At 65.8% G+C, this 23983-nt stretch carries 24 protein-coding genes and 1 tRNA gene; 12 read left to right on the top strand and 13 right to left on the bottom strand.

Annotated elements, in window-relative coordinates:
- Window positions 1-20: 20 nt before the first annotated feature.
- The 4 genes from bamA to rpmE all read left to right on the top strand — a co-directional run bounded on the left by bamA (window position 21) and on the right by rpmE (window position 4241).
- Entirely contained in the window at window positions 21-2741 is a 2721-nt protein-coding gene (gene bamA, locus VGT77_RS12500; RefSeq protein WP_414713403.1) for an outer membrane protein assembly factor BamA, read from the top strand.
- Entirely contained in the window at window positions 2741-3331 is a 591-nt protein-coding gene (locus VGT77_RS12495) for an OmpH family outer membrane protein (protein ID WP_327463051.1), read from the top strand. Before bamA ends, VGT77_RS12495 begins: the two co-directional genes overlap by 1 nt.
- A 1-nt stretch (window position 3332) precedes the next feature.
- Window positions 3333-3806 carry a 3-hydroxyacyl-ACP dehydratase FabZ gene (fabZ, locus tag VGT77_RS12490; RefSeq protein WP_327463049.1) on the top strand — a complete coding sequence of 158 codons (474 nt, stop codon included), beginning with the start codon at window positions 3333-3335 and terminating at the stop codon, window positions 3804-3806.
- A 201-nt stretch (window positions 3807-4007) separates the two neighbouring features.
- On the top strand, window positions 4008-4241 hold the full coding sequence (gene rpmE / locus VGT77_RS12485; RefSeq protein ID WP_327463047.1) for a 50S ribosomal protein L31: 234 nt from the start codon (window positions 4008-4010) through the stop codon (window positions 4239-4241).
- An 88-nt stretch (window positions 4242-4329) separates the two neighbouring features.
- Here the strand turns inward: rpmE and VGT77_RS12480 are convergent, their stop codons facing one another.
- Complete coding sequence (locus VGT77_RS12480) at window positions 4330-4821, bottom strand: hypothetical protein (RefSeq protein WP_327463045.1); 492 nt, start codon at window positions 4819-4821, stop codon at window positions 4330-4332.
- A gap of 64 nt (window positions 4822-4885) precedes the next feature.
- Window positions 4886-5518, bottom strand: coding sequence for a carbonic anhydrase (locus VGT77_RS12475; RefSeq protein ID WP_327463043.1), 633 nt, complete (start codon window positions 5516-5518; stop codon window positions 4886-4888).
- Between the two features lie 67 nt (window positions 5519-5585).
- Between VGT77_RS12475 and lipA the strand changes: the two genes are divergently transcribed.
- Together lipA and VGT77_RS12465 are read left to right on the top strand one after the other, a co-directional pair.
- Window positions 5586-6563, top strand: a complete 978-nt coding sequence (lipA, locus tag VGT77_RS12470) for a lipoyl synthase (RefSeq protein WP_327463041.1) — start codon at window positions 5586-5588, stop codon at window positions 6561-6563.
- Between the two features lie 48 nt (window positions 6564-6611).
- Entirely contained in the window at window positions 6612-7097 is a 486-nt protein-coding gene (locus VGT77_RS12465; RefSeq protein WP_327463040.1) for a type II toxin-antitoxin system RatA family toxin, read from the top strand.
- On the opposite strand, the gene VGT77_RS12460 is transcribed toward VGT77_RS12465, so the two are convergent.
- Together VGT77_RS12460 and VGT77_RS12455 are read right to left on the bottom strand one after the other, a co-directional pair.
- Complete coding sequence (locus VGT77_RS12460) at window positions 7034-7576, bottom strand: CinA family protein (protein WP_327463038.1); 543 nt, start codon at window positions 7574-7576, stop codon at window positions 7034-7036. The two genes, VGT77_RS12465 and VGT77_RS12460, sit on opposite strands and share 64 nt — an antisense overlap.
- Entirely contained in the window at window positions 7573-8724 is a 1152-nt protein-coding gene (locus VGT77_RS12455; RefSeq protein ID WP_327463036.1) for a bifunctional 2-C-methyl-D-erythritol 4-phosphate cytidylyltransferase/2-C-methyl-D-erythritol 2,4-cyclodiphosphate synthase, read from the bottom strand. The genes VGT77_RS12460 and VGT77_RS12455 overlap by 4 nt, the downstream gene beginning before the upstream one ends.
- 65 nt (window positions 8725-8789) lie before the next feature.
- Here VGT77_RS12455 and dusB point away from each other — a divergent pair, with 65 nt between their 5' ends.
- The 5 genes from dusB to hflX all read left to right on the top strand — a co-directional run bounded on the left by dusB (window position 8790) and on the right by hflX (window position 15400).
- The gene (gene dusB / locus VGT77_RS12450) at window positions 8790-9788 is read left to right on the top strand and encodes a tRNA dihydrouridine synthase DusB (protein ID WP_327463034.1); all 999 of its coding nucleotides are present in this window, start codon (window positions 8790-8792) and stop codon (window positions 9786-9788) included.
- Window positions 9789-9867: 79 nt separating this feature from the next.
- The gene (locus VGT77_RS12445) at window positions 9868-12108 is read left to right on the top strand and encodes a sensor histidine kinase (protein WP_414713402.1); all 2241 of its coding nucleotides are present in this window, start codon (window positions 9868-9870) and stop codon (window positions 12106-12108) included.
- A 2-nt stretch (window positions 12109-12110) separates the two neighbouring features.
- Complete coding sequence (locus VGT77_RS12440; RefSeq protein ID WP_327463032.1) at window positions 12111-13493, top strand: sigma-54 dependent transcriptional regulator; 1383 nt, start codon at window positions 12111-12113, stop codon at window positions 13491-13493.
- A gap of 15 nt (window positions 13494-13508) precedes the next feature.
- Window positions 13509-14069, top strand: a complete 561-nt coding sequence (hfq, locus tag VGT77_RS12435; protein ID WP_327463141.1) for an RNA chaperone Hfq — start codon at window positions 13509-13511, stop codon at window positions 14067-14069.
- A gap of 38 nt (window positions 14070-14107) precedes the next feature.
- A complete protein-coding gene (hflX, locus tag VGT77_RS12430) occupies window positions 14108-15400 on the top strand; it encodes a GTPase HflX (protein ID WP_327463030.1) in 1293 nt (430 codons plus the stop codon).
- On the opposite strand, the gene mazG is transcribed toward hflX, so the two are convergent.
- The 9 genes from mazG to VGT77_RS12385 are packed head-to-tail and all read right to left on the bottom strand — an operon-like array spanning window position 15379 to window position 23697.
- A complete protein-coding gene (mazG, locus tag VGT77_RS12425; RefSeq protein ID WP_327463028.1) occupies window positions 15379-16128 on the bottom strand; it encodes a nucleoside triphosphate pyrophosphohydrolase in 750 nt (249 codons plus the stop codon). The two genes, hflX and mazG, sit on opposite strands and share 22 nt — an antisense overlap.
- A gap of 51 nt (window positions 16129-16179) precedes the next feature.
- Entirely contained in the window at window positions 16180-16788 is a 609-nt protein-coding gene (locus VGT77_RS12420) for a retropepsin-like aspartic protease family protein (RefSeq protein WP_327463026.1), read from the bottom strand.
- Complete coding sequence (locus VGT77_RS12415; protein WP_327463024.1) at window positions 16785-17549, bottom strand: MBL fold metallo-hydrolase; 765 nt, start codon at window positions 17547-17549, stop codon at window positions 16785-16787. Before VGT77_RS12415 ends, VGT77_RS12420 begins: the two co-directional genes overlap by 4 nt.
- Window positions 17546-18322, bottom strand: a complete 777-nt coding sequence (locus VGT77_RS12410) for a TatD family hydrolase (protein ID WP_327463022.1) — start codon at window positions 18320-18322, stop codon at window positions 17546-17548. Before VGT77_RS12410 ends, VGT77_RS12415 begins: the two co-directional genes overlap by 4 nt.
- Complete coding sequence (metG, locus tag VGT77_RS12405; protein WP_327463020.1) at window positions 18322-19839, bottom strand: methionine--tRNA ligase; 1518 nt, start codon at window positions 19837-19839, stop codon at window positions 18322-18324. The genes VGT77_RS12410 and metG overlap by 1 nt, the downstream gene beginning before the upstream one ends.
- Before the next feature lie 3 nt (window positions 19840-19842).
- Window positions 19843-20868, bottom strand: coding sequence for a DNA polymerase III subunit delta' (locus tag VGT77_RS12400; RefSeq protein ID WP_327463018.1), 1026 nt, complete (start codon window positions 20866-20868; stop codon window positions 19843-19845).
- The gene (gene tmk / locus VGT77_RS12395) at window positions 20865-21491 is read right to left on the bottom strand and encodes a dTMP kinase (protein ID WP_327463016.1); all 627 of its coding nucleotides are present in this window, start codon (window positions 21489-21491) and stop codon (window positions 20865-20867) included. Before tmk ends, VGT77_RS12400 begins: the two co-directional genes overlap by 4 nt.
- Window positions 21488-22654, bottom strand: a complete 1167-nt coding sequence (locus VGT77_RS12390; RefSeq protein ID WP_327463139.1) for a D-alanyl-D-alanine carboxypeptidase family protein — start codon at window positions 22652-22654, stop codon at window positions 21488-21490. Before VGT77_RS12390 ends, tmk begins: the two co-directional genes overlap by 4 nt.
- Window positions 22655-22662: 8 nt before the next feature.
- Window positions 22663-23697: a lytic murein transglycosylase gene (locus tag VGT77_RS12385; protein WP_327463014.1), complete on the bottom strand. Its 1035-nt coding sequence runs from the start codon at window positions 23695-23697 to the stop codon at window positions 22663-22665.
- Window positions 23698-23794: 97 nt separating this feature from the next.
- Between VGT77_RS12385 and VGT77_RS12380 the strand changes: the two genes are divergently transcribed.
- Window positions 23795-23884: transfer RNA gene (locus VGT77_RS12380), tRNA-Ser, on the top strand.
- The last annotated feature ends 99 nt before the right edge of the window (window positions 23885-23983 follow it).

Below are 23983 nucleotides of genomic sequence, written 5' to 3'. Positions count from 1 at the left end.
ATGATGTTTGGGGTGGGTATCTGGTGACGGCCTCTTTGACGCAGACTTATCGTATCCGGCCGCTCTCCGCCTTGCTGGCAGGGACGATCCTGACCGGCCTGACGATGCCGCTGGCGGCCCAGACGACCGGTGCGCCGGCGCCGGCTCCCGCCCAGCCCGCACCGGCTCCGGCAGCGCCGGCTCCCGTCGCTGCCGAGACGATCTCCCAGATCAACGTGGTCGGTTCGCAGCGGATCGAGCCGGACACGGTCCGCTCGTACATCAAGCCGCGCCCGGGCGATCCCTATACCGCCGAAGTCGGCGACCAGATCATCAAGGACCTGTTCGCGACCGAGCTGTTCGCCGATGTGACCGTCCGCCAGGCTGGCGGCGTCGTGACGATCGAGGTCCGCGAGAACCCGGTCATCAACCGCATCATCTTCGAAGGCAATAAGCGGCTGAAAGAGGACAAGATCCTCAAGGAAATCCGGCTTGCCCCTCGCCAGATCTTCACCAGATCGAAGGTGCGGGCCGACGTCGCGCGGATCATCGAACTATACCGCCGCCAGGGCCGCTATGCCGCGACGGTCGATCCGCAGATGGTCACGCTCGACCAGAATCGCGTCGACATCGTCTATTCGATCGTGGAAGGCGCCAAGTCCCGCGTCCAGCAGATCAACATCATCGGCAACGAGAAGTTCAAGGACGACCGGCTGCGCGGCGAGATGGCGACCAAGCAGGCGCGCCTGACCAGCTTCTTCAGCTCGAACACCAGCTTCGACCCCGACCGTCTCGCCTATGACCAGCAGAAGTTGCGTCAGTTCTATCTGACCGAAGGCTATGCCGATTTCCGCGTCATCTCAGCGATCGCCGAGCTGACGCCCGACAAGCGCGACTTCATCATCACCTATGTGGTCGAGGAGGGCGAGCGGTACAAATATGGCGACGTAAAGGTCGAGAGCGATCTGCGCGACTTCAAGCCGGACTTTGCCCAGACCGTCATCCCGATGAAGAAGGGCGACTGGTATAACGCCAAGCAGGTCGAGGACACGGTCAACGGCCTGAATGAGACCGCCGGCCTGCTCGGCTATGCCTTTGCCGAGGCCGATCCGCAGTTCGAGCGCGATGCCGAGAAGAAGGAGATGAACCTCACCTTCCGCTTGGCGGAGACGCCGCGCGTGTATGTCGAGCGGATTAACATCAACGGCAACACCATCACCCAGGACAAGGTGGTGCGCCGCGAGTTCCGGCTGCAGGAAGGCGACCCGTTCAACAGCTTTCAGGTGAAGCGTTCGAAGGACCGCATCCAGTCGCTCGGCTATTTCCAGGAGAAATTCGAGATCGACCAGAAGCCGGGCTCGACGCCCGACCGGGTCGTGCTCGAAGCCAATCTGGAAGAGAAGCCGACCGGATCGCTGTCGTTGTCGGCAGGTTTTTCGAGCCTTGAGCGGTTCATCGTCAACGCATCGATCGAGCAGAACAACTTCCGCGGTCTCGGCCAGACGTTGTCGGCCTCGATCAATTACTCGCAATTCTCGAAGTCGGTCGAGCTGGGCTTTGCGGAGCCCTATCTGTTCGACCGCAACATCGCCCTGGGCGGCAACATCTTCCGTCGCGACTTCAACTCGTTCAACTTCGTCAACGGCAACGAACGAAACACGACCTACAGCCAGGTCTCGACCGGCTTCCAGCTCCGCCTGGGCGTGCCCCTGACTGAGTTCGTACAGCTGCAGACGCGCTACAGCCTCTCGGTCGACGATGTCAGCCTGGGTGACGAGTTCTTCACCAACGGGGTGTGCGATCCGCTCCGTGCCGGCCGCTTCCTTTGCGATGCGATCGGCAATCGCACGACTTCCTCACTCGGCTATTCGCTAGTTTATAGCTCCCTCGACAATGGACTGCGGCCGACACGCGGCGAGCGGCTCGTTCTGAATCAGGATTTCGCCGGGCTGGGCGGCAGCGTCCGATATCTGAAGACGCGGCTTAACGCGGACAAATATGTCAATCTTGGTCGCGGCTTCATCGTCAACTTCAGCGCCGAAGGGGGCTATATCCATTCGTTCGAAGGCAAGCGTTTCGATGCCTCCGGAAACGAAGTGGACCCGGTGCGGCTGATCGACCGCTTCTACCTAGGGCAGCCACAATTTCGCGGCTTCGACATTCGCGGCGTCGGCCCGCGCGTGCAGCGCCAAGCCTATGCGAGAGACCCCGCAACGAACGCGTATATCCCGATCAAGGACGCGAACGGAAACACGATCGGCTTTCAGCTGAACAGTGAGCGCAAGGATCTGTTGGCCGACGACGCGATCGGCGGCCGGGCCTATTATCTTGGCCATATCGAGATGCAGATTCCGCTGGGGGCCGGTGCGCGAGAGCTTGGCTTGCGTCCGTCGATCTTCATGGACGTGGGCGCGGTGTTCGGGGTGAAGCGGCCCGTCACGCTGAACGTGGCGCCGGGCGATCCACGTCTCCAGTCCGCAATCTGTACGACGCCCGCAGTGCCGCCCGCGACCACGCCGACGGTTATTCTCCAGCCGGCTGGTGGTTGCCCCGCGGGAAGCACGCCTGGAACCCAGGAGACAGGTGTCGCCTTCGCGGAAACCTTCCTGGGCGACACGCCCAAGCCGCGCCTGTCTGTCGGCTTCGGCGTGAACTGGAACTCGCCTTTCGGCCCGTTCCGCATCGACATCGCCAAGGCGCTGATCACCCAGAAGGGTGACGATCCGCAGCTCATCACCTTCAACGTAGGAACGCAATTCTGATGAACACGACTCTCAAGGCGGCGATGGCCGCGCTCGTTCTGCTTGCTCCTGCCGCCGCCCAGGCGCAGCGCTTGAACCCCGCCGTGATCGCGGTGGTCGACACCGACCGCATCCTGCGCGAATGCACCGCCTGCCGCGCGGCGCAGACCACGCTCCAGGGCCAGGTCCAGGCTCTCCAGACCCGGCAGCAGCAGCTCGCCGCTCCGCTCCAGACCGAAGCGCAGGCGATCCAGACCGCAGTGAACGCGCTGCAGGGCAAGCAGCCCGATGCCGCGCTGCAGACCCGCATACAGTCGCTCCAGACCCGCCAGAACACGGCGAACCAGGAACTGGGCCGCCAGGAGCAGACCATTCGTTCGACCCAGGCGCATGTCGTCCAGCAGATCAACCAGCGCCTTGGGCCGATCATCAACGCCCAGCTGGCCGCCACGGGCGCGTCGCTGATCGTCGACCGCGGCGCCGCCCTGGCCGTGGCGCCGGCGATCGACATCACCAATACAGTGCTGGCTGCCCTCAACCAGCAGCTGCCGAGCGTCAGCGTCACGCCGCTGCCGCAGCAGGCCCAGCCGGCACAGCCGCAGAGCCGCTAAGATGAGTGCGGGTGAGGGAGGCTCTACCGGTCCCCTGGACATCACCAGGGTGCTGGCCGCGCTTCCCCACCGCTATCCGATGCTGCTGGTCGACCGCGTCGAGGAACTCGTGCCCGAACAGCGCATTGCGGCAATCAAGGCGGTCACGTTCAACGAAGGCTTTTTCCAGGGCCATTTTCCCGGCCGGCCGATCATGCCCGGCGTGCTGATCGTCGAGGCGCTCGCCCAGGCGGCGGGAGTGCTGGCGGTGGAGTCGCTAGGCCTAAGCGGAACCGGCAAGCTCGTCTATTTCATGGCGATCGAAGAGGCCAAGTTTCGCAAGCCGGTCGAGCCTGGCGTGCTGCTCCGGCTCGAAGTCGAGTTCGTTCAGAAGCGGTCGAAAGTGTGCAAGTTCGCCGGCCGCGCGATGGTCGACGGGCAGCTGGCGGCGGAGGCAAACTTCACCGCGATGATCGCGGATCCGCCGAGTGCCTGACCCGTCATCCCGAACTTGTTTCGGGATAAGGGTCGCGCGTGACGGTGATTAGACCAGCCGGTCCACACCCCTCGCCGGCAAAGCTTATGCCGAAACAAGTTCGGCATAACGGCTGGGAGAGTTGCCACCGGAAGGCGCTTCTGCTAGCGGCGCGCCTTCCTTTTTTGGGCCGGTCGGAACCGGCCACCTCGGAGATTTGACATGAAGAAGGGCGTTCACCCCGATTACCACATGATCACCGTCCAGATGACGGACGGCACGACCTATCAGACCCGCTCCACCTGGGGCAAAGAGGGTGACACGCTGGCGCTGGAAATCGATCCGCTCGCCCATCCTGCCTGGACGGGTGGCACCGGCCGACTGATGGACCAGGGCGGCCAGGTCGCGCGCTTCAACAAGCGCTTCGGCGGGCTGACGCTCGGGGGCAAGAAGTAAGAACCTCGTCATTGCGAGGAGCCAGGCGACGAAGCAATCCAGCGGCTCCTGGAGCCCTTGGATTGCTTCGCTACGCTCGCAATGGCGTTTACCGCATGAAATCGGCCGGGTTTGGCGTCGGGCGATTGCAGGCGAACTGATAGCCGCGCTCGCAGTCGCGGACCTGCATGCGCCAGACATACATCGCATCGGCATAGGCTCGCTGCTGGCGGTCATATTGCGCGGCGTTCGCAGCCATGTTCGCGTCGCGCGCGCGCATAGCGCTCAGCCAAGATGCCATGTCGCTGCTATACTGGGCCTGGAGATCGGCCTGAATCGCCGATGCGCTTACCGAACTGCCCGACGTGATGTTCGCGCTCGAGTTGGCGCGGGCGACGTCGTCACGGGTCTGGGCGTTGATCGCTTCGGTGCGGACCTGCGGCTTGTCATAGCCGCGGTCGTTCGGCAGCGGCGTACGCGGCGTGCCCGGATCGTCCTTCGATCCCGGCTGGGTCGGAGGTGAGGTTGTCGCAGCAGACTGGGCGATTGCGGGCGCAGCCATCGCGATCAGTGCGACGCCGGCTACAAGGTGCTTCAGCATTCCATCTCTCCTGACTGGACGAGCACTGGCCGACTGAACGGCCATAGTGCCGCAACCGTTCCAATCAGGCGGTTCGGAAGGCGCCATCCTCCCCCAGCACATGCAGCATGCCGTCGGCGATCGCGAAATAGGCGCCGTGCAGCTTGAGTGTGCCCGCCTGAACCCGATCCTCGACGAAGGGGAAGGTGCGCAGATTGGCGAGGCTGACCTTCACCGCTTCCAATTCCATGGCACGGGCGATGTTGGGATCGTCCCGGCGGTCCTGCAGCACACGATCCCGGGCTTCGTCGAGCAGCTCCATCCATCCGGCGATGAACCCACCTTCGCCGGGCGCCGCCTGGTGGAAGCGGCGGGTGAGGGCGGCGTTGACGCCGCCACACGCGCCATGGCCCATGATGACGATCTCGGCGACTTCCAACTGGGTCACGGCGAACTCCAGCGCGGCCGAGACGCCATGACGTCCGCCTCCCGTCTCGAACGGCGGGACCATCGCGGCGACGTTGCGGACGACGAACATCTCGCCTGGCGACGTGTCGAAGATCTGGCTGGGATCGACCCGGCTGTCGGAGCAGGCGATCACCATCACGCGGGGCGCCTGACCTTCCTTCAGCTCGGCCCAGCGCTCACGCTGCTGGCGCCAGCCGGTCTCACGGAAGCGGCGATAGCCGGCGATCAGGGAGTCGAAAGCTTGCGTCATGACGCCGGCGTTAGGCCAGGGAGGGAAGGGGTGGCAAGCCGGGGTCCGGCTCGCTATCTGCACCTCCATGAGCGAAGCCGATCCCGTCTTGCCTGTCCCGAGCCTGGCCGAGGGGAGACCCCCACGCATTCGCAAGCCTGATTGGATCCGGGTGAAGGCGCCGACCAGCACCGGCTTTGCCGAGACGCGCCAGCTGATGCGGCGGCTGAACCTGGCGACGGTCTGCGAGGAGGCGGCCTGCCCGAACATCGGCGAGTGCTGGACCAAGAAGCACGCGACCGTGATGATCCTGGGCGACACCTGCACCCGCGCGTGCGCCTTCTGCAATGTGAAGACCGGCATGCCGCGGGCAGTGGACGTCAAGGAGCCGCAGCATGTCGCCGACGCGGCCGCCGAACTGGGCCTGCAGCATATCGTCGTCACCTCGGTCGACCGCGACGATTTGCCGGATGGCGGCGCTTCGCAGTTCGTGAAGGTGATCGAAGCGCTGCGCCGGACGACGCCGTCCACGACCATCGAAATCTTGACGCCGGATTTCAGGAACAAGCACGAAGCGGCCGTCGAGGCGATCGTTGCTGCCCGGCCGGACGTGTACAATCACAATCTGGAGACGGTGCCGCGGCTTTATCCGACGATCCGGCCGGGCGCGCGCTATTACGCTTCGCTGCGATTGCTGGAGAACGTCAAGAAGCTCGATCCGTCGATCTTTACCAAGTCGGGCATCATGTTGGGCCTGGGCGAGCAGCGGCTGGAAGTGCATCAGGTGATGGACGATATGCGCTCGGCTGACGTCGATTTCCTGACCATGGGGCAATATCTGCAGCCGACGCCGCGTCATGCGAAGGTCGAGGAGTTCGTCCCGCCCAAGGCCTTCGACGCCTATGCAGCCATCGCTCGCGCCAAGGGCTTTCTGCTGGTGGCGTCCTCGCCGCTGACCCGATCGAGTTATCACGCCGGCGACGATTTTGCTAAGCTGCGGGCCAATCGGGAGGCGAAGCTGGCCGCTTCAACTCCGTTCGCTTCGAGCGCAGTCGAGAAGCATTAGCGCCGTGCCCTCGTATCTCGACTTCGCTCGATACGAACGGAGGGAATAGTGCCCCGCCACTCCGAAACCCGGCAGCTGCCTTACACACCCGAACAGATGTTCGACCTGGTCGCCGACGTGGCGCGCTATGGCGAGTTCCTGCCCTGGGTGGCGGCGGTGCGGGTGCGGTCGAACAGCGCAAACGAGATGGTCGCCGACCTGATCGTCGGCTTCAAGGCCTTGCGCGAACGCTTCACCAGCCGGGTGCACAAGCACCGGCCCGACCATATCCATGTCGATTATCTGGAAGGCCCGCTTAAGCATCTGAGCAACGACTGGAAGTTCCGGCCGGACGGGCAGGGCGGGACGTTGGTCGATTTCTGCGTCGATTTCGCATTCCGGAACCGCGTGTTCGAAGCGCTGGCCGGCCAGATGTTCGACACGGCGCTCAGGCGGATGATCAACGCCTTCGAGGAGCGCGCCAACCAGCTCTACGGCGCAGGCGTCAGCGCCGCTTCCGGCATCAGCAGTTCGAGCGCGCACAGCGTTGCCTGAAGCCGCACGCCGCCGCGTCCGAGGTCACCGAACTCCCGCCGCTCGGCCTTGATCTTGTCGGGCGGCGCGTCACGTTCCGCGCGGGCGAAGACGACGGTGCCGACCGGCTTTTTCTCGGTGCCCCCTTCGGGACCGGCAATGCCCGTAATCGCGACCGCCACATCGACGTCGCCCTTGCTCATCGCTCCCTGCGCCATCGCCCAGGCGGTGGCAATAGACACGGCGCCGAACGTCTCGAGCACATCGCTGGACACGCCAAGCATCCGCATCTTCGCATCATTGCCATAGGTGACGAAGCTCGCTTCGAACACGTCGGACGAGCCCGCTATTTCGGTAAGCGCCGCGCCCACCAGCCCGCCGGTGCAGCTTTCCGCGACCGCGATTCGGCGACCGGCGGCGCGATTGGCGGCAACCACCTGCTGCGCCTTCTCCACCAGCTCCGGCGGCAGCAGCGCATCGGCATGGGGATGATTCGTCATTCCTGAACCTCGTAAGCACTGACGGTGGCGACCGCCTGGGCGGCGATGCCCTCTCCCCGTCCGGTGAAACCCAGCCGCTCGGTCGTGGTTGCCTTGACGCTGACGCGGGCAGGGGAAAGGTCAAGCAGCTGGGCGATGCGGGCGCGCATGGCATCCCGGTGCGGGCCGATCTTTGGCGCCTCGCAAATGATGGTCAGGTCGACATGCTCGATCCGGGCGCCGCTTTCAGCAGCGAGCGAAGCCGCGTGCTGGAGGAAGCGGTCCGACGAGGCGCCGCGCCATTGCGGGTCGCTGGGGAGAAAGTGCTGGCCGATATCGCCCGCGCCAACCGCGCCGAGGATCGCGTCGGTGAGGGCGTGCAGCGCGACATCTGCATCGGAATGGCCGGCAAGGCCCCGGCCGTGCGGGATCAGCAGCCCGCCGAGCCAGAGTTCTTCATTGTCGGCGAGCCGGTGCACGTCATAGCCCATGCCGGTGCGGAACACGCGCTGGCCCAGTCGCGCTTCGGCGGCGGCGAAGTCCTCGGGCCGAGTAATTTTGTCGAGCCGGGGATCGCCTGTGACGGTCGCCACGGCATGGCCGGCGGCTCGGACCATCTGCGCGTCGTCGGTCGGCTCGGCATCGCCGCTCCAGCGCGCATGCGCGTGCGCGATCACGTCGTACCGAAAGGCCTGGGGCGTCTGCACCCGGAGGAGACCGGCGCGGTCCACTACTTCGCCGAGCTGCTTGCCGGTGCGGGCGAGTGTGTCGGCGACCGGCAGCACCGGGACGGCGCCAGCATGATCGCGAAGGGCGGCGAGGAGCCGATCGGTCACCTCGGCGGGCACGAAGGGCCGTGCGGCATCGTGGATCAGGACAGTGTTTGCCGACCCGATCGCCTCCAGACCCGATCGGACGGACAGGCGGCGGGTGGCTCCGCCCAGTGCGGTGGCGAGCAGGGGGCGGCCGGACAGTGCGTCAGCCAGCGCCTGCTCCTGACCCTCGGCGACGACCACGGCTACGCCGGACACGGCCGGATGGCGCGCCATGCTGTCATAGGCATGCGCAATCAGAGCCTTGCCGGCGAGCTTGCGATACTGCTTGGGCACGCCGCCGCCCGCGCGCGTGCCTTGGCCCGCGGCGACGATCAGGGCGATGGTCTTGCTCACTGACGCCCGTTAGCGGGCCGCTGCCTTGTCGAAAAGGGGCGCAGACGCTATGTGCCCGCCCCTCAATGGCACAGCTAAAGCCCATTCAGGTCGGCCCGGTGCGGATCGACAGCCCCGTGCTGCTGGCGCCGATGACCGGCGTCACCGACTTGCCGTTCCGGCGCATCGTGCGGCGCTATGGCTCGGGCCTGAACGTCACCGAGATGATCGCCAGCCAGGCGATGATCCGGGAAACGCGCCAGTCGCTGCAAAAGGCGGCCTGGGACCCGATCGAGGAGCCGGTGTCGATGCAGCTGGCCGGCTGCTCGCCCGCCGAGATGGCGGAAGCGGCGCGGCTCAATGAGGACCGCGGCGCGGCAATCATCGACATCAACATGGGCTGTCCGGTCAAGAAGGTGGTGAATGGCGACGCCGGCTCGGCGCTGATGCGGCAGATTCCGCTGGCGACCGCGATCATCGAGGCGACCGTCAAGGCGGTGAAGGTGCCGGTCACCTTGAAGATGCGGATGGGCTGGGACCATGCGAGCCTCAACGCACCTGAGCTCGCCCGCCTTGCTGAAGATCTGGGCGTGCAGATGATCACGGTGCACGGCCGCACCCGCTGCCAGATGTACAAGGGCGAGGCGGACTGGGCCTTTGTGCGGCGGGTGAAAGAGGCCGTGAAGCTGCCGGTGATCGTCAATGGTGACATCTGCTCGATAGCCGATGCGGAGCGGGCGCTGGAGCTGTCCGGTGCGGATGGCGTGATGATCGGGCGCGGCGCCTACGGAAAACCCTGGCTTCTCAATCAGGTGATGCACTGGTTTGCAACAGGAACTGAGCTGCCTGAGCCGAGCATCGAGGAACAGTACCACCTGATCGTCGAACATTATCATGCGATGCTCGAACATTATGGCGAGCTGACCGGCGTCAACATGGCCCGCAAGCATATCGGCTGGTACACGCGCGGGCTGCATGGCTCGGCCGAGTTCCGCAACCGGGTGAACCAGGAAGCGAGCAGCGCCACGGTGCTCGCCATGTTGCGCGAATTCTACACTCCCTGGCTGTCGCGCGCCGCAGCCTGACGCGCGGGCGAGCCAAGCTGTTGTTGCCAAAGCGCAACAGAGGTTTGGCTTGGCCGAAAACTGTTGTATCGTTGCAACGATGACGGCTGCCCCGGCTTCCGACTCACGCCTGCCGCGCTGGCGCCGCACCCTGGCGGTGATCTGGCGCCGATCGCATTACATGCCGGCTGTCGAGCTGCTGACCCTGGCTGTGGCCATTGCCGTGGGCGTCGGCAGCTATTTCCTGCTCGATCGCCAGCCCAGCAATCAGCCGCTCACGCCGCCGCTCGTCGCTCTCCTGCTGGTCGCCAATCTGGTGCCGGCAATCGCCCTGCTCGTGCTGTGGGGGAGGCGGGTCGCGAAGAAGCGTGCAGCCCAGTCGCCTGTCGGCGGCGGCGGGCGGCTGCACGTCCGGCTGGTCGCGCTCTTCTCCGTGATCGCCGCAGTGCCGACCCTGCTGGTCGTGATCTTCGCGTCGCTGCTGTTCCAATATGGCGTCGAATTCTGGTTCTCGGACCGGGCGCGCGGCATGCTCGAAAATGCCGGCGAGCTGGCCCAGGGCTATTATCAGGAAAAAAGGCAAGACGTCGCCGCCGAGACGATCACCATGGCGGGCGACCTGCGCGACTATCTGGCCCAGGCGCGGTCCGACAGCCCCGAGTTCATCGAAGGCTATGGCTGGCAGGTGCTGTCGCGCGAGTTCAGCGAGTCCGCGATCGTCTCAATAGGGCCGGACGGCGTCGCGCGCACGCTGGCGATGGTGAACCCGGACGCGCGGCCGGTGGAGCGCCGGGTCTCGCCCGAAGTGGTCGGCCGGCTGGTCCGCGGCGAGAGCGTGGTGGTCACCGACAGTACCGACCGGATCGAGGCGGTGACGCGCCTGCAGCCCGACACAAACACATATCTCTACAACTCGCGCATTTCGGACCCCCAGGCGCTTGCCCAAACTGCGCGCGCCAAGGCGGTGCTGGCCGATTACGACGCGCTGCTCGAACGGTCGCGCGTGCTGCAGCTGCGCTTCAACGCGGCGCTGCTGCTCATCTCGCTGCTGATCGTCGGCGCGGCGGTGTGGATCGCCTTGCGCGTCGCCGACCGGCTTGTGCGGCCCGTGGGCGAGCTGGTCGATGCGGCGCGCAAGGTCACGGCCGGCAACCTGTCGGCGCGCGTCGCCACGCCGCGGGAGCGTGACGAGATCGGCACGCTCGCCAATGCCTTCAACCGAATGACACGGCGGCTGGAGGAACAGACGCAGCAGTTGGTCGGCGCGAACGATCTCCTCGACCGGCGACGCGCCTTCACCGAAGCGGTGCTGTCGGGCGTGACCGCAGGCGTGATCTCGGTCGACCCAGACCGCAGCATCCGGCTGATGAACAGCTCGGCGGCGGGCCTGCTCAAATCGGGCGACGACGCGGTCGGCAAGCAGCTCGACGAAGTCGCGCCCGAACTGGCCGCGATGCTGGGGCAGGACGATTGCGAGCAGGTCGTGCAGCTGACCAGCGGCGGCGAACCGCGTACGCTCGCGGTCAAGATCGTCGTGACCGAGCGTGGCTCCGTGCTGACCTTCGACGACATCACGCAGCAGCTGCTCGACCAACGCCGCGCCGCCTGGTCCGACGTCGCACGGCGGATCGCGCATGAGATCAAGAACCCGCTGACGCCGATCCAGCTCGCCGCCGAGCGGCTGCAACGGCGCTACGGCAAGGAGATCGCCAGCGACCGTTCCACCTTCGACCGTCTGACCGAGACGATCGTTCGTCAGGTCGGCGATCTCAGGCGCATGGTCGACGAATTCTCGTCCTTTGCGCGCATGCCAAAGCCCTTGTTCCGCGAAGAGCCCGTGGTGGATATCGGCCGCCAGGCCCTGTTCCTGCACGAGGTCGCGCACCCGAGCGTGCGCTTCACGCTCGACGCGCCCGAGCCGTCACCGCTGCTGGTCTGCGACCGCCGCCAGCTCGGCCAGGCGCTGACGAACGTCGTCAAGAACGCTGTCGAAGCGATTGAACGCAAAGAGGAGTCCGGCGGGCTTGTCGCGATGCGGATCGCGGAGCCGGATGCGCGGCGGCTGGTTATCGAAGTTGAGGATAATGGCGCCGGGCTGCCGGCCGAGCGGGGGCGGCTGTTCGAACCTTATATGACGACCCGCGTGCGGGGCACCGGCCTCGGCCTCGCGATCGTCAAGAAGATTGTCGAGGAGCATTTCGGCACGATCGAGCTGAAGGACAGGGAAGGGGGCGGCACCGTTGTTTGCATCAGCCTCGACCGTGAGGCGCTGGCCCCGCTCGCGGACAGCAACAGCGAAATCGAAGAAGAACGCGCGCCCATCGCGCTGAAACGGAGCTAGGAGTGGCCCTGGACGTACTCATCGTCGACGACGAGCAGGACATTCGCGATCTTGTCGCGGGCGTTCTTGAAGACGAAGGCTATTCGGCCCGCAGCGCCGCCGACAGCGATGCCGCGCTTGACGCGATCCGCGACCGGCGGCCCTCCCTTGTGCTTCTCGATGTGTGGCTGACCGGCTCGAAGCTCGACGGTCTCGAACTGCTCGACGAGATCAAGCGTCGCGATCCGTCGCTGCCGGTGCTGGTCATATCGGGGCACGGCAATCTCGACACGGCCGTGGCGGCGGTGCGCAAGGGCGCGGCCGACTTTATTGAAAAGCCCTTCGAGGCGGAGCGGCTGCTGCTGCTGGTCAGCCGCGCGACCGAGACCGAAAGGCTGCGGCGCGAGAACGCCAATCTGAAGGCCCAGGTCGGCGGCGGCGACGAGCTGACTGGGGCATCATCGGCGATCAACCAGGTTCGCGCGACGCTGAAGCGGGTTGCGGCCACCGGCAGCCGGGTGCTGATCACCGGTCCGGCCGGAGTCGGCAAGGAAGTCGCGGCGCGGCTGCTGCATATGTGGAGCCCGCGCGCCGAGGCGCCGTTCGTCGTCGTCAGCGCGGCGCGAATGACGCCGGAACGCGTCGAGGAGGAACTGTTCGGCGTGGAGGAAGGGGGCGAGCTTTCGCGGCCCGGCCTGCTCGAACAGGCGCATGGCGGCACGCTGTTCCTGGACGAGATTGCCGACATGCCGGTCACCACTCAGGCCAAGATCCTGCGGGTGTTGACCGATCAAAGCTTCGCGCGCGTGGGCGGGCAGCGAACAGTGAAGGTCGATGTGCGCGTCGTCTCCGCCACCTCCAAGCATCTGCCGGAGGAGATTTCGGGCGGCCGCTTCCGCGAGGACCTCTATTACCGGCTGAACGTGGTGCCGGTGCACCTGCCGCCCTTGGCCGAGCGCCGGGAGGATATCCCTTCGCTCGTCGATCATTTCGTCGCCCGCTATGCGTCGGAACGGCGCGTGCCGACGCCTGAGGTGGCGATGGACGCCATGGCGGCGCTACAGGCCTACGACTGGCCGGGAAATGTCCGGCAGCTGCGCAACATCGTCGAGCGGACCATTATCATGGCGCCGGGGGACCGGATCGGGCGGATCGATATCGACATGCTGCCGCCCGAAGTGCTGAGCGACCAGCCGCAACTCGCGTCCAACGCTGCCCAGACGGCGATGATGGGTGCGCCGTTGCGGGAAGCCCGCGAGACGTTCGAGCGGGAGTATCTACGCGTGCAGATCAGGCGATTTTCCGGGAACATCTCACGCACGGCGAGCTTCATCGGCATGGAGCGGTCGGCGCTGCACCGGAAGCTGAAGCTGCTGGGCCTCGCCGACAGCAAGGACGAAGATTGACAGCGACTCGACGCTCTGACGCTTTGCGGCTATGGAGCGGGCGCTTCCACAGGGGGAGCCGAGAAGCCGCCAACAAGAGCGGAGGCAAGCATGGCCGACAGGGTCAATAATCTTCAGGACATCTTCCTGAATTCGTTGCGCAAGTCGAAGACGCCAGTGACCATGTTCCTGGTCAAGGGCGTCAAGCTGCAGGGAATCATCACCTGGTTCGACAATTTCTCGGTCCTACTGCGCCGGGACGGAAACTCGCAGCTGGTCTACAAGCATGCGATCTCGACGGTGATGCCGGCCGGGCCGGTGGACCTTGCGCCAATCGAGAAGGCCTTTGCCGACGGGCAAAAAAAGGCAAACGGGCTGCAGGAAGTGTTCCTGAACGCAGTGCGCCGCAGCGAGGAGCCGGTGACTATGTTCCTGGTCAATGGCGTGATGCTGCAGGGCGATGTCGCGGCCTTCGACCTGTTCTGTCTGTTGCTGCGGCGCGAGAGCCAGACGCAGTTAGTCTATAAGCACGCCATCTCGACCGTGCAGCCCGCGCATCCGCTGAACCTGGCGGAAGAGCAGGCACAGTGGGAATAGCCGTTTAAGTCGGGGCGCCCGCTCCCTATCTGCACGCTATGACCGGTTTCCAACGCGACTATGACGAGTTCGCCCGCGGCGCGCGGGCGGTGATCGCCTATCCCGACCTGCGGAGTTCCGACGGGCGCGACACCGATGCGCGGCTGGACGAGGCAGCCGGTCTGGCCGAAGCGATCGGCATCGCGGTCGTCGAGCGGATTGCCTTTCGCGTGCGCGCGCCCAAGCCGGCGACCCTGTTCGGCAGCGGGCAGGTGGAGGAGATCGCGACAGCGGTCCGCGCGCATGAGGCGCAACTGGTGATCGTCGACGGTGCGATCACGCCCGTCCAGCAGCGGAATCTGGAGGAGGGGACCAAAGCCAAGGTCATCGACCGGACCGGCCTCATTCTCGAGATTTTCGGCGAGCGCGCGGCGACGGCGGAGGGCCGGCTGCAGGTCGAACTCGCGCATCTGGATTACCAGGCGGGCCGGCTGGTGCGCAGCTGGACTCACCTTGAGCGGCAGCGCGGCGGCTTCGGCTTCCTCGGTGGTCCCGGTGAAACCCAGATCGAGGCCGACCGCCGCCTGATCCGCGACCGCATGGCCAAGCTGCGCAAGGAACTGGAGACGGTCAGCCGCACGCGCACGCTGCATAGGGAACGGCGCAAGCGAGCGCCCTGGCCGGTCATCGCGCTGGTCGGCTACACCAATGCCGGCAAGTCGACGCTGTTCAACCGGCTGACGGGTGCGGACGTGATGGCGGAGAATCTGCTGTTCGCGACGCTGGATCCGACGATGCGGCAGATCTCGCTGCCAGGGCTGGACAAGGCGATCCTGTCGGACACGGTGGGGTTCGTCTCGGACCTGCCGACGCAGCTCGTCGCGGCGTTCCGCGCCACCCTGGAGGAAGTGATCTCGGCCGACTTGATCGTCCATGTCCGCGACATCGCGCACCCGGACTCCGATGCGCAGCGGGCCGATGTCGAGCGGGTGCTGGCCGAAATTGGTGCCGAGGCGCCGAAGATCGAGGCGTGGAACAAGCTCGACAGCCTCGACGCCGAGCAGCGGTCGCTGATCGAAGCGGATGCGGCGCGCCGGGAGGATGTGGTGCTGATCTCCGCGCTCAGCGGGGAGTGCGTCGAGCGGCTGACCCGCATGGTTTCCGACCGCTTAACCACGGCCAATCGCGTGCGGCATATCGAGCTGCCGCTGACCGAAGGCGCCGCCGCGGCCTGGCTGCACGAGCATGGCGAAGTGATCGGGCAGGAGACGATCGACGGCGACCGCATCGCCTACGATGTGCGCCTGTCGGATGCCGAATATAGCCGCTTTCAGGCGCGTTCCTTCGCCTGACGCCAGAGCGCTTCTTTCTCATCGAGGGTGCGGCTGACGAAATCGACATCCATTTCTTCCATCGTCCGGAAGCGCTGCTCGAACTTGGCATTCGCCTTGCGTAAGGCAGCTTCCGGGTCGATCTTCAGATGGCGTGCGAAGTTGGCGACGGCGAAGAGCAGGTCGCCGACTTCTTCCTCCAGTGCCTCGGGCAGCGCCGAGGCGATCTCGTCCAGTTCCTCGAGGATCTTCTCGCGGGCGCCGCTTGCGTCCGGCCAGTCGAAACCGGTGAGGGCGGCGCGCTTCTGCAGCTTCTCGGCACGGAGCAGCGCCGGCAGTGCGGACGCGACGCCGGCGAGCGCGCTCGGATCGTCCTTTCCGGCGCGCTCGGCGGCCTTAACGGCTTCCCAGCCGGGCGACGCGCCATCGCCGAACACATGCGGGTGGCGGCGCTCCATCTTGTCGGAGACAGCGGTCAGCACGTCGGCAAGATCGAACCGCCCGAGTTCCTCGGCCATGCGGGCGTGGAAGACGACCTGGAGCGCAAGGTCGCCAAGCTCGTCCTTCAACGCATCGAGATCGTCGCGCTCAATCGCGTCGGCGACTTCATAGGCTTCCTCGATCGTATAGGGTGCTATGGTCGCGAATGTCTGCTGCACGTCCCATTCGCAGCCACGCTCCGGATCGCGCAGCCGGGCCATGATCGCGGCGAGCCTTTGGAGCGCGAGAGGGGCTGATTTCTCGTCCATGTATAGTCCCGATAATATACATTATGTAAAGTGAGAGTGCGGCTGGGTTTGTCATCCACGGCTGTGCGGCTCCAGCACCAAAGTCCGCCCTTCGACCCGCCAGCTGCCCAGCGACGTCAGAAAGTTCATGCCGAGCACATTCACTTCGCCGAACGCGGGCGACACGACGGCGGCCATGTCGCGCACGGTGATCGGACCTAGGTTGAGCGTCTCCATCCTGGCACGGCGGGCCTGCACCGCGCCATTCGCCGTCTGGATCACGATCGGCATGCCAGCTTCGTCGATCTGCAGCCCGGCCGCAGCTGCGGCGCGTGCCGACAGCGCGTTCGTCGTCGCGCCGCTATCGACCAGGAAGCGGACCTGGGTGCCGTTCACGCGGGCGCGCACCCAGAAATGCCCGTCTTCGGACATCGGCACGCGCAACGTGTCGCCGACGGTCTGGCCGCGCTCCCCCAGCAGATCGCCGGTGACCCGCTGACCGACCGCGCCGAGTTCGCCCCGATAGCTATAGCCGACCAGGATCACGGCGAAGATCAGCATCCAGCCGGCCACCATCCGCGCCACGTCGCCAAGCGGCAGCCGCCGCGACAAGAGGCTGGATCCCACGAGCACCAGCATCATCGCGGCGGCGGCTAGTTGGGCGCTATCGTCGCCGCTCACAGGGTAATCACCTGATTGTCGTAGGCCGGCTCGATGCCTGATGGAAGTTCGGCGAGCAGGCCTCTGTAATCCATGGAATTATCCATGTGCGTCAGCAGCGTTCGCGCGGGCCTCAGCTCGGCCGCCCAGGCGAGCGCCTCGGCAAGATGCGGGTGCGTCGGGTGCGGCCGGCGGCGCAAGGCATCGACGATCCACAGATCGACGCCGGCATAAAGCGCGCGCATGGCATCGGTCATCTTGTGGAAGTCCGTTGCATAGGCCGCCGAGGCGCCATCGGCGTCGAAGCGAAGGCCCGCCGAGGTGATCGAACCGTGCGGCTGATCGACGGTGCTCACCTCGATGTCGCCGATCGTCAGCCGGTCCGGCAGTTCCGCCAGGCTCGCGGTCGCTGGATAACCGTCGGCGCCTTCGAAGACGTAGTCGAAGCGTCGCATCAGCACGGCGATGGTGGCCGGCCGCGCGAAGCCGGCGATCGGAGCGCCGGCATTATGGTAAAGCTGGCGTAAATCGTCGAGGCCATGGACGTGATCGGCATGGTCGTGCGTCCAGATTACCGCATCGACATGCCCCACTCCCGCATCGAGCAGTTGCATGCGGAGGTCCGGTGAGGTGTCGACCAGGATGCGGGTGCGTTCGCTCTCGACCAAGATAGAGACGCGGCGGCGGGCATTCTTCGGTTCACCCGGATCGCAGCTGCCCCAGTCATTCCCGATCCGCGGCACGCCTGAAGATGTTCCGCAGCCGAGGATCGTGACCTTCACGCACCAACCTTGCTGAATAGCGTGCGGAAGTTGGCCGTGGTGGTCTCCGCCAGCGCTTCGACGCTGGTGCCGCGCAGTTCGGCCAGATAACGCGCCGTGTCGGCGACGAATGCTGGTTCGCACGTCTTGCCCCGATGCGGCACCGGCGCGAGGAAGGGCGCGTCCGTCTCGATCAGCAGCCGACTCTCGGGAATGCGGCGCGCGGTCTCCTGCAAATCCTTGGCGTTCTTGAACGTGACGATGCCCGACAGCGAGATATAGAGGCCGAGGTTCAATGCCTTGTCGGCGAAAGCTCCGCTGGCGGTGAAGCAGTGGATAACACCCGTATAACCGCCCTTCCCCATCTCGTCAGCGAGGATTTCGGCTGTGTCCTCCTCAGCGTCGCGGGTGTGAACGATCAACGGCAGGCCGGTCTCGCGCGCCGCCGCGATGTGCGCGCGGAAGCTCGCCCGCTGCCGGTCGCGGTCGCTGTGATCGTAGTAATAATCGAGGCCAGTCTCGCCGATCGCGATCACCTTCGGATGCGCGGCCTTGGCGACGAGCTTGGCGGTGTCGACGTCGGGGTGGGCATCGGCCTCGTGCGGGTGGATGCCGATCGAGGCCCAGATGTCCGGATCCGTCTCCGCCGTTCCGACGATCGCGTCCCACTCGCTCTCGCGCGTCGAGATGTTGAGCATCGTGGCCACGCCGGCCGCCCGCGCCCGCGCGATCGTGCCGGCCTGATCCTCGACCAAGCCCTTATAGTTCAGGTGGCAGTGGCTGTCGGTGAACATCAGGCCGGCAGCTCGAGGCGCGGGAAGATCGGTGCGGGAGTCTGGAGCGCCGCGGTGTCGATCCAGCTCCGGTCGGCAAGGTCGGCATAATTGCGGCCCATTGCTCCGAGCAGATCGAGCAGCCGGTCAGACGAGGCAGGGATTACCGGGCGGATGGCGATTGCCAAGTCGCGGATCGCCAGCACCAAGGTGCGGAGCACCGCCTCCATCCGCTCGGGATCGGTCTTGCGCAGCGCCCAGGGCGCCTGAGCATCGACATATTGGTTGCAGGCGAAAACCGCCCGCATCCAGGCCTCGCACCCTTGCGCCAGCGCCAGCTCCTGGAAGGCAGCAGGAAGTTCCTCGCGGCAGGCTCGTGAGACGGTCTCCAGGAGCTGGCGGTCGGCGGGATCGGCCCTCCCCTCGCCCGGCATGCGGCCGAGGTTCTTGGCGATAAAGCTCAGCACGCGCTGGGCGAGATTGCCGAAGCTGTTGGCAAGATCGGCATTGGCGCGGGTGACGATGGCTTCGTCGGAATAGCTGCCGTCCTGCCCGAAATTGACCTCGCGCAACAGAAAATAGCGCAGCGCGTCGACACCATAGCGCTCGGCGAGTTCTATCGGATCGACGACATTGCCGGCCGATTTCGACATCTTCTCGCCGCGGTGAAGCAAGAAGCCATGCGCGAAGACGGACTTGGGCAGCGGAATGCCGGCCGACATCAGGAAAGCCGGCCAATAGACCGTATGGAAGCGGGTGATGTCCTTGCCGATGATGTGGACATTGGCGGGCCAGAAGGGCGCCTCACCCGGATAGCCGACGCCGGTCAGGTAAGAGGTCAGTGCATCCACCCAGACATACATGACGTGACCGTCCGAACCCGGTACCTTCACGCCCCAGTCGAAGCTGGTGCGGGACACGGACAGGTCGGCCAATCCCCCCTCGACGAAGCGCAGCACTTCGTTGCGCCGGCTCTCCGGGCGAATAAAGTCAGGATTGGCTGCATAGTGATCGAGCAGGGGCTGTTGGTATTTGGTCAGGCGGAAGAACCAGGTCTCCTCGACCGTCCATTCGACGGGGGTCCCTTGGGGAGACAGCTTCTGCCCCCCTTCCCCTACGATCAGCTCCTTTTCATCGTAGAACGCTTCGTCGCGGACCGAATACCAGCCTTCATACCGGCCGAGATACAGGTCGCCATTCGCCTCCATCGCCTTCCAAATCGCGCGGCTGGCCTCGTGATGCGCAGCTTCGGTGGTGCGAATGAAGCGGTCGAAGCTGATGTTAAGTATCCGATCCATCTCCCGGAAATAGCCTGACATTTCATCGGCAAGCGCCTGCGTCTCGACGCCGCGGTCGCGGGCGGTCTGGGCCATTTTCAAGCCATGTTCGTCAGTGCCGGTCAGGAAGAAGGTCTCTCGCCCCATCATCCGCTGGAAGCGCGCGATTGCGTCGGTGGCGATCGCTTCATAGGCATGGCCGATATGTGGACGGCCGTTCGGATAGGCGATGGCAGTGGTGATGTAGAAGCGTTCGGCCATGGCTCAGCCTTTAGCGGCTGAGCCACCTTGGGCAAGCGCGGCCACATAGGAGCCGAGCTGAAACACGGTTGCCTGCGGATCGAGCGACAAGCCGATCGCGCCGGCGGCGAGTTCGCGCGCCTTGCCCCAGCTGCCGAGTGCCTGTTCGAGCGCAGGGCCATGCCGATCCTTGGCCTGAGCGGCGATAAAGGCAGGTGCGCGCTCCAGAAAGGCCTCATAGCGCGGCTGGGCCGACTTGGCCGCCAGCGCCTTGGCGAGCGACACGCGCGTGGCGTTGTTCGGGTCGCCGGTGCTGGCGAGTTGCTCCAGCGCGGCATCAAGCGCGCCGATGTCCAGCCCGGCGAAACGGAGCGCCTGCCCCGGAGCCCCATCCCCGATTTTCACGAGCGCGTCGATTTCGGCGGCCCCTGCTTCGGGCAGCTGCGCCTGGAGCACCGCTCGCATGTCCGCGTCGTTCAGGGGATTGAAGCGGAGAGTGCGGCAGCGGGAGCGGATGGTGGGCAGCAGCCGGCCCGGCATGTGGCTGACCAGGAAGAAGACGGTGCCCGCGGGCGGCTCCTCCAGGCTCTTCAGCAGCGCGTTGGCGGCGCCGCGTTCCATATCGTCTGCGGCATCGATGACGATCGCACGGCGTCTGGACAGTGAGGGCGCAACCGACAGGATGCGGTCGAGCCACCTGATCTGCAGCACCTTGATGTTCCGGCCGAGCGCCTCGTCGCCCTTGCGCTCGTCCACCGGCAGCACTTCGTCCGGTTTCTTCCACACCTCGCGTTCGACGAGGCGGTAATCGGGGTGGCTGCGCGCGGCGAACAGCTTGGCGATGCGGTGCTCCGAATCGACAGAGAGCCCCTCCCCTGCGAGCGAAGGGTCCGCCGCTTCGGCGAGCAGCCGCAGCGCGGCGGCCTTGGCAAAGCTCGCCTTGCCGACGCCCTTGGGACCGACGAGCAGCCAGGCATGGTGCAGTCGCTCGCCGCGCATGGCGTTTAGAAAGGCGCCAGCCTGCGCGTCGTGCCCGCGTAGCGGCGTCATGACAGCAGGTCCTCCAGTGCTGCCAGGAGCCGCCCTGTCACCTGCTCGGCCGTGCCGGATGCATGGATCAGGCGCACCCGCCCGGGTTCCTGGTCGGCGAAGGACCGGAAGGCGTTCACGACTGCCTTGTGGAAAGCCTCATTCCGGCCGCCGATGCGATCTGCCTCGCCGCCATCGCGGGCATGGGCGCGGGCCGCAGCCTCTGCGTCCGCCAGGTCGAGGACGAGCGTACGGTCGGGCAGGAAGCCACCGCTGCCGGTCCTGTGAAGTTCGAGGATAGCCTGGTCACCCAAGCCGCCCGCATAGCCCTGATAGGCGCGCGAGCTGTCGAGGAAGCGGTCGCAAATCACCCATTGCCCAGCCTGGAGAGCAGGCCGGATCGTCTTCGCCACGTGATCCGCGCGGGCGGCCGCGAACAGCAATGCCTCCGAAGGTGTGGACCAGCGGTCTCCTTCCCCCTCCAGCAACAGGGAGCGGATCGCTTCGGCGCCTTCGCTGCCGCCAGGCTCGCGGGTCAGCACCACCTCCAGGCCCCGGTTGCGCAAGGCGTCGGCCACCCGCTGCGCCTGGGTCGACTTGCCGACACCCTCCCCGCCTTCGAGGGTGATGAACCTGCCGCTCAAGCGAAGAAGGAGGTGAGGCCGGCCCAGATGCGGCCGAAAAAGCCCGCTTCGCCGACATCGCTATCGGCGACCAGCGGCATGGTCTGGGGCGGCGTGTCGGGCGTCGAGACGACCAGGTCGGCCACATGCTGGCCCTTCTTGATCGGGGCCTTGAGCGGCCCGTTATAGACGACCTTGACCTGGATGTTGGACGCAGCGCCGGCGGGAAGCGTCACGGCGAGGTTGCGGGGAGCGACCAGCCCGACCTGATCCTCGTCGCCCAGCTGCACGTCCGCGGTCTCTACCCGCGCGCCCTGCTTGAACAGCGGCTTCGCCTGCCACGCCCGGAAGCCCCATTCCATGAAGCGGACGGACTCGGCGATGCGCTGGTTGAAGCTGGTCAGGCCGGATACGACCATCACCAGCCGGCGGCCATTCTGTTCCGCCGAGCCGGTGAAGCCATAGCCGGCCTCCTCGGTATGGCCGGTCTTGAGACCGTCGGCGCCGGCAACGCGGCCGAGCAGCGGGTCTCGGTTCGCCTGCGTGATCGGCGCGCCGCCGCCCAGCGTCTTGCCCCAGGTGAACTCGGTCTTGGTGTAATATTTCTTGTAGAGCTGCGGATGCTCGCGGATCGTCGCGGCCGCCAGCTTGGCAAGATCGCGCGCGGTCACCTGAGTGCAGCCTTCGTCGGGCCAGCCGTTCGAGTTGCAGAAGCGGCTGCCTGTCATGCCAAGCTTCTTGGCCGCCTGGTTCATCCGCTCGGCAAAGGCCTGCTCGGTGCCGGCGATCCCCTCGGCGAGCACGACCGAGGCGTCGTTCCCGGACAACACGACGATGCCGTTCAGCAGGTTCTCGACCGAGACCTGTTCGTTGGGGCTGAGGAACATGGTCGAGCCGGCTGCTGGTCCGTGCCAACGCTGCCACGTCTCCGGCCGCACCTGAAACGCCTGGCCTTCCTTCAGTTCGCCCCTCTTGATCATGTCGAAGGCGACATAGACCGTCATCATCTTCGCCATCGAAGCGGGCGGCATGCGGCGGTCGGCGTCCTTGGCATAGAGCTCCGCGCCCGACGACAGGTCGATCATATAGGCGACCGGCGCCGGCGTCTCGAACGGCGGGGCAGCGGCGACGGTGGGGGTGGCGAGCGCGACCAAAAAGATCGAACCGGGCAGATAGGGCTTCATTCGGATACTCACGATGCTTGGGCGACTTCGTCGGCCAGCAGTCCTACCGAAAGCGCGTAGAAATTGGAGCAGTTATAATCGAGGATCGCGCGATAGTTGCTCGTGAGCAGGTAAGCGGTCGCGCCGGGGCCGTCCGGCTCTAGCAGGGTCACCAGCTCAGTGTCGCGCAGCCGCTGCCCGCCGGTCTGCACCACGCCGCGGCTGCGCCACTCCGCCACGGTCATCCAGCGGCTGTGCCGTTCATGGACGCGCGGGCAGCGGGGCGAGGTGATCTTGCCGACGATGGCGCGGCGGTCAAGATAAGGTGGCGCGCTCGCGGCCACACCCCAAGGCCGCCCCGGCCGCCAACCCGAGCTCACGAAATAATTGGCGATGGAGGCGAGCGCATCGGCCTCGGACGTCCAGATATCGGCGCGGCCATCGCCATCGCCGTCGCGCGCCAGGCGGAGATAGACGCTCGGCAGGAATTGCGGATAGCCGGTTGCGCCGGCCCAGCTGCCCTTCAGGCGCTCGCGCGGCACGCCGCGGTCCATCATCTTGAAGGTCGCGATCAGTTCGGTCGTGAACAGCTCGCGCCGACGTCCCTCATAGGCGAGGCTCGCCAGCGAACGCGGCAGGTCGAAATCGCCGGTGTAGGAGCCGTAGTTGGTCTCATGCCCCCAGATGGCGATCATGATTTCCTCGGGCACGCCGGTCCGCGCCTCGACTTGGGCGAGCAGCGGCCGCAGCGCGCGGTATTTGGCACGGCCGCGATCGATCCGCGCCCGGTCGACATGCTTGACCCGGTAAGGCGCGAAAGCCGGGATGGACGTGGATGGGGGGCCAGCCGGGTTGCCGCCCGGCTGGGCCTGGTCGAGCGCAACCACGCGCGGATTGAAGGTCAGGGTCGGCAGCACCTGATCGAGAGTGCGGGCGCTGACGCCCTCCCGCAGCGCCTGCTGCCTGACTCTTCCCAGAAACTCCTGAAATCCCGCGTCGTCCTGTGCCGCGACGGGTGCTCCTACACCGAGCAACATCGCGGCGGCGGCAACAAATCTACGCATCGCCGTCACCTCTTCCCGCTTCTTAAGTGCCACAAGGCTCTTACGGCGCAACAGAGAAATCTTGCGTCCCGTTCCCGAAGCGATAAGCGGCCCTGACGGAGAGATGGCCGAGTGGTTTAAGGCAGCGGTCTTGAAAACCGCCGTGGGTGCAAGCCCACCGTGGGTTCGAATCCCACTCTCTCCGCCACTTCCACGTTTTCGCCCATTCGCCAGCATCCGGTTTAGCCTAGCCTATCCAGAGGGCTGGCGGCATTTCCGTTCGCTCCCGTCCATTGCCGTTTGTTGG

Source organism: Sphingomonas sp. (genome assembly GCF_035944535.1).
GTDB lineage: Bacteria > Pseudomonadota > Alphaproteobacteria > Sphingomonadales > Sphingomonadaceae > Sphingomonas_B.
Note: the sequence above shows the minus strand (reverse complement) of the source record. Positions and strands in the feature narration are given on the sequence as shown.

What these genes read in the sequence shown, in the direction of transcription:
- VGT77_RS12410 (WP_327463022.1), bottom strand. Translation starts at nt 18,322, where the DNA reads ATGTTCACCGACAGCCACTGCCACCTGAACTATAAGGGCTTGGTCGAG.
- VGT77_RS12385 (WP_327463014.1), bottom strand. Translation starts at nt 23,697, where the DNA reads ATGCGTAGATTTGTTGCCGCCGCCGCGATGTTGCTCGGTGTAGGAGCA.
- fabZ (WP_327463049.1), top strand. Translation starts at nt 3,333, where the DNA reads ATGAGTGCGGGTGAGGGAGGCTCTACCGGTCCCCTGGACATCACCAGG.
- hflX (WP_327463030.1), top strand. Translation starts at nt 14,108, where the DNA reads ATGACCGGTTTCCAACGCGACTATGACGAGTTCGCCCGCGGCGCGCGG.
- VGT77_RS12475 (WP_327463043.1), bottom strand. Translation starts at nt 5,518, where the DNA reads ATGACGCAAGCTTTCGACTCCCTGATCGCCGGCTATCGCCGCTTCCGT.
- lipA (WP_327463041.1), top strand. Translation starts at nt 5,586, where the DNA reads ATGAGCGAAGCCGATCCCGTCTTGCCTGTCCCGAGCCTGGCCGAGGGG.
- VGT77_RS12480 (WP_327463045.1), bottom strand. Translation starts at nt 4,821, where the DNA reads ATGCTGAAGCACCTTGTAGCCGGCGTCGCACTGATCGCGATGGCTGCG.
- mazG (WP_327463028.1), bottom strand. Translation starts at nt 16,128, where the DNA reads ATGGACGAGAAATCAGCCCCTCTCGCGCTCCAAAGGCTCGCCGCGATC.
- VGT77_RS12400 (WP_327463018.1), bottom strand. Translation starts at nt 20,868, where the DNA reads ATGACGCCGCTACGCGGGCACGACGCGCAGGCTGGCGCCTTTCTAAAC.
- VGT77_RS12460 (WP_327463038.1), bottom strand. Translation starts at nt 7,576, where the DNA reads ATGACGAATCATCCCCATGCCGATGCGCTGCTGCCGCCGGAGCTGGTG.
- metG (WP_327463020.1), bottom strand. Translation starts at nt 19,839, where the DNA reads ATGGCCGAACGCTTCTACATCACCACTGCCATCGCCTATCCGAACGGC.
- VGT77_RS12495 (WP_327463051.1), top strand. Translation starts at nt 2,741, where the DNA reads ATGAACACGACTCTCAAGGCGGCGATGGCCGCGCTCGTTCTGCTTGCT.
- VGT77_RS12445 (WP_414713402.1), top strand. Translation starts at nt 9,868, where the DNA reads ATGACGGCTGCCCCGGCTTCCGACTCACGCCTGCCGCGCTGGCGCCGC.
- VGT77_RS12390 (WP_327463139.1), bottom strand. Translation starts at nt 22,654, where the DNA reads ATGAAGCCCTATCTGCCCGGTTCGATCTTTTTGGTCGCGCTCGCCACC.
- dusB (WP_327463034.1), top strand. Translation starts at nt 8,790, where the DNA reads ATGGCACAGCTAAAGCCCATTCAGGTCGGCCCGGTGCGGATCGACAGC.
- rpmE (WP_327463047.1), top strand. Translation starts at nt 4,008, where the DNA reads ATGAAGAAGGGCGTTCACCCCGATTACCACATGATCACCGTCCAGATG.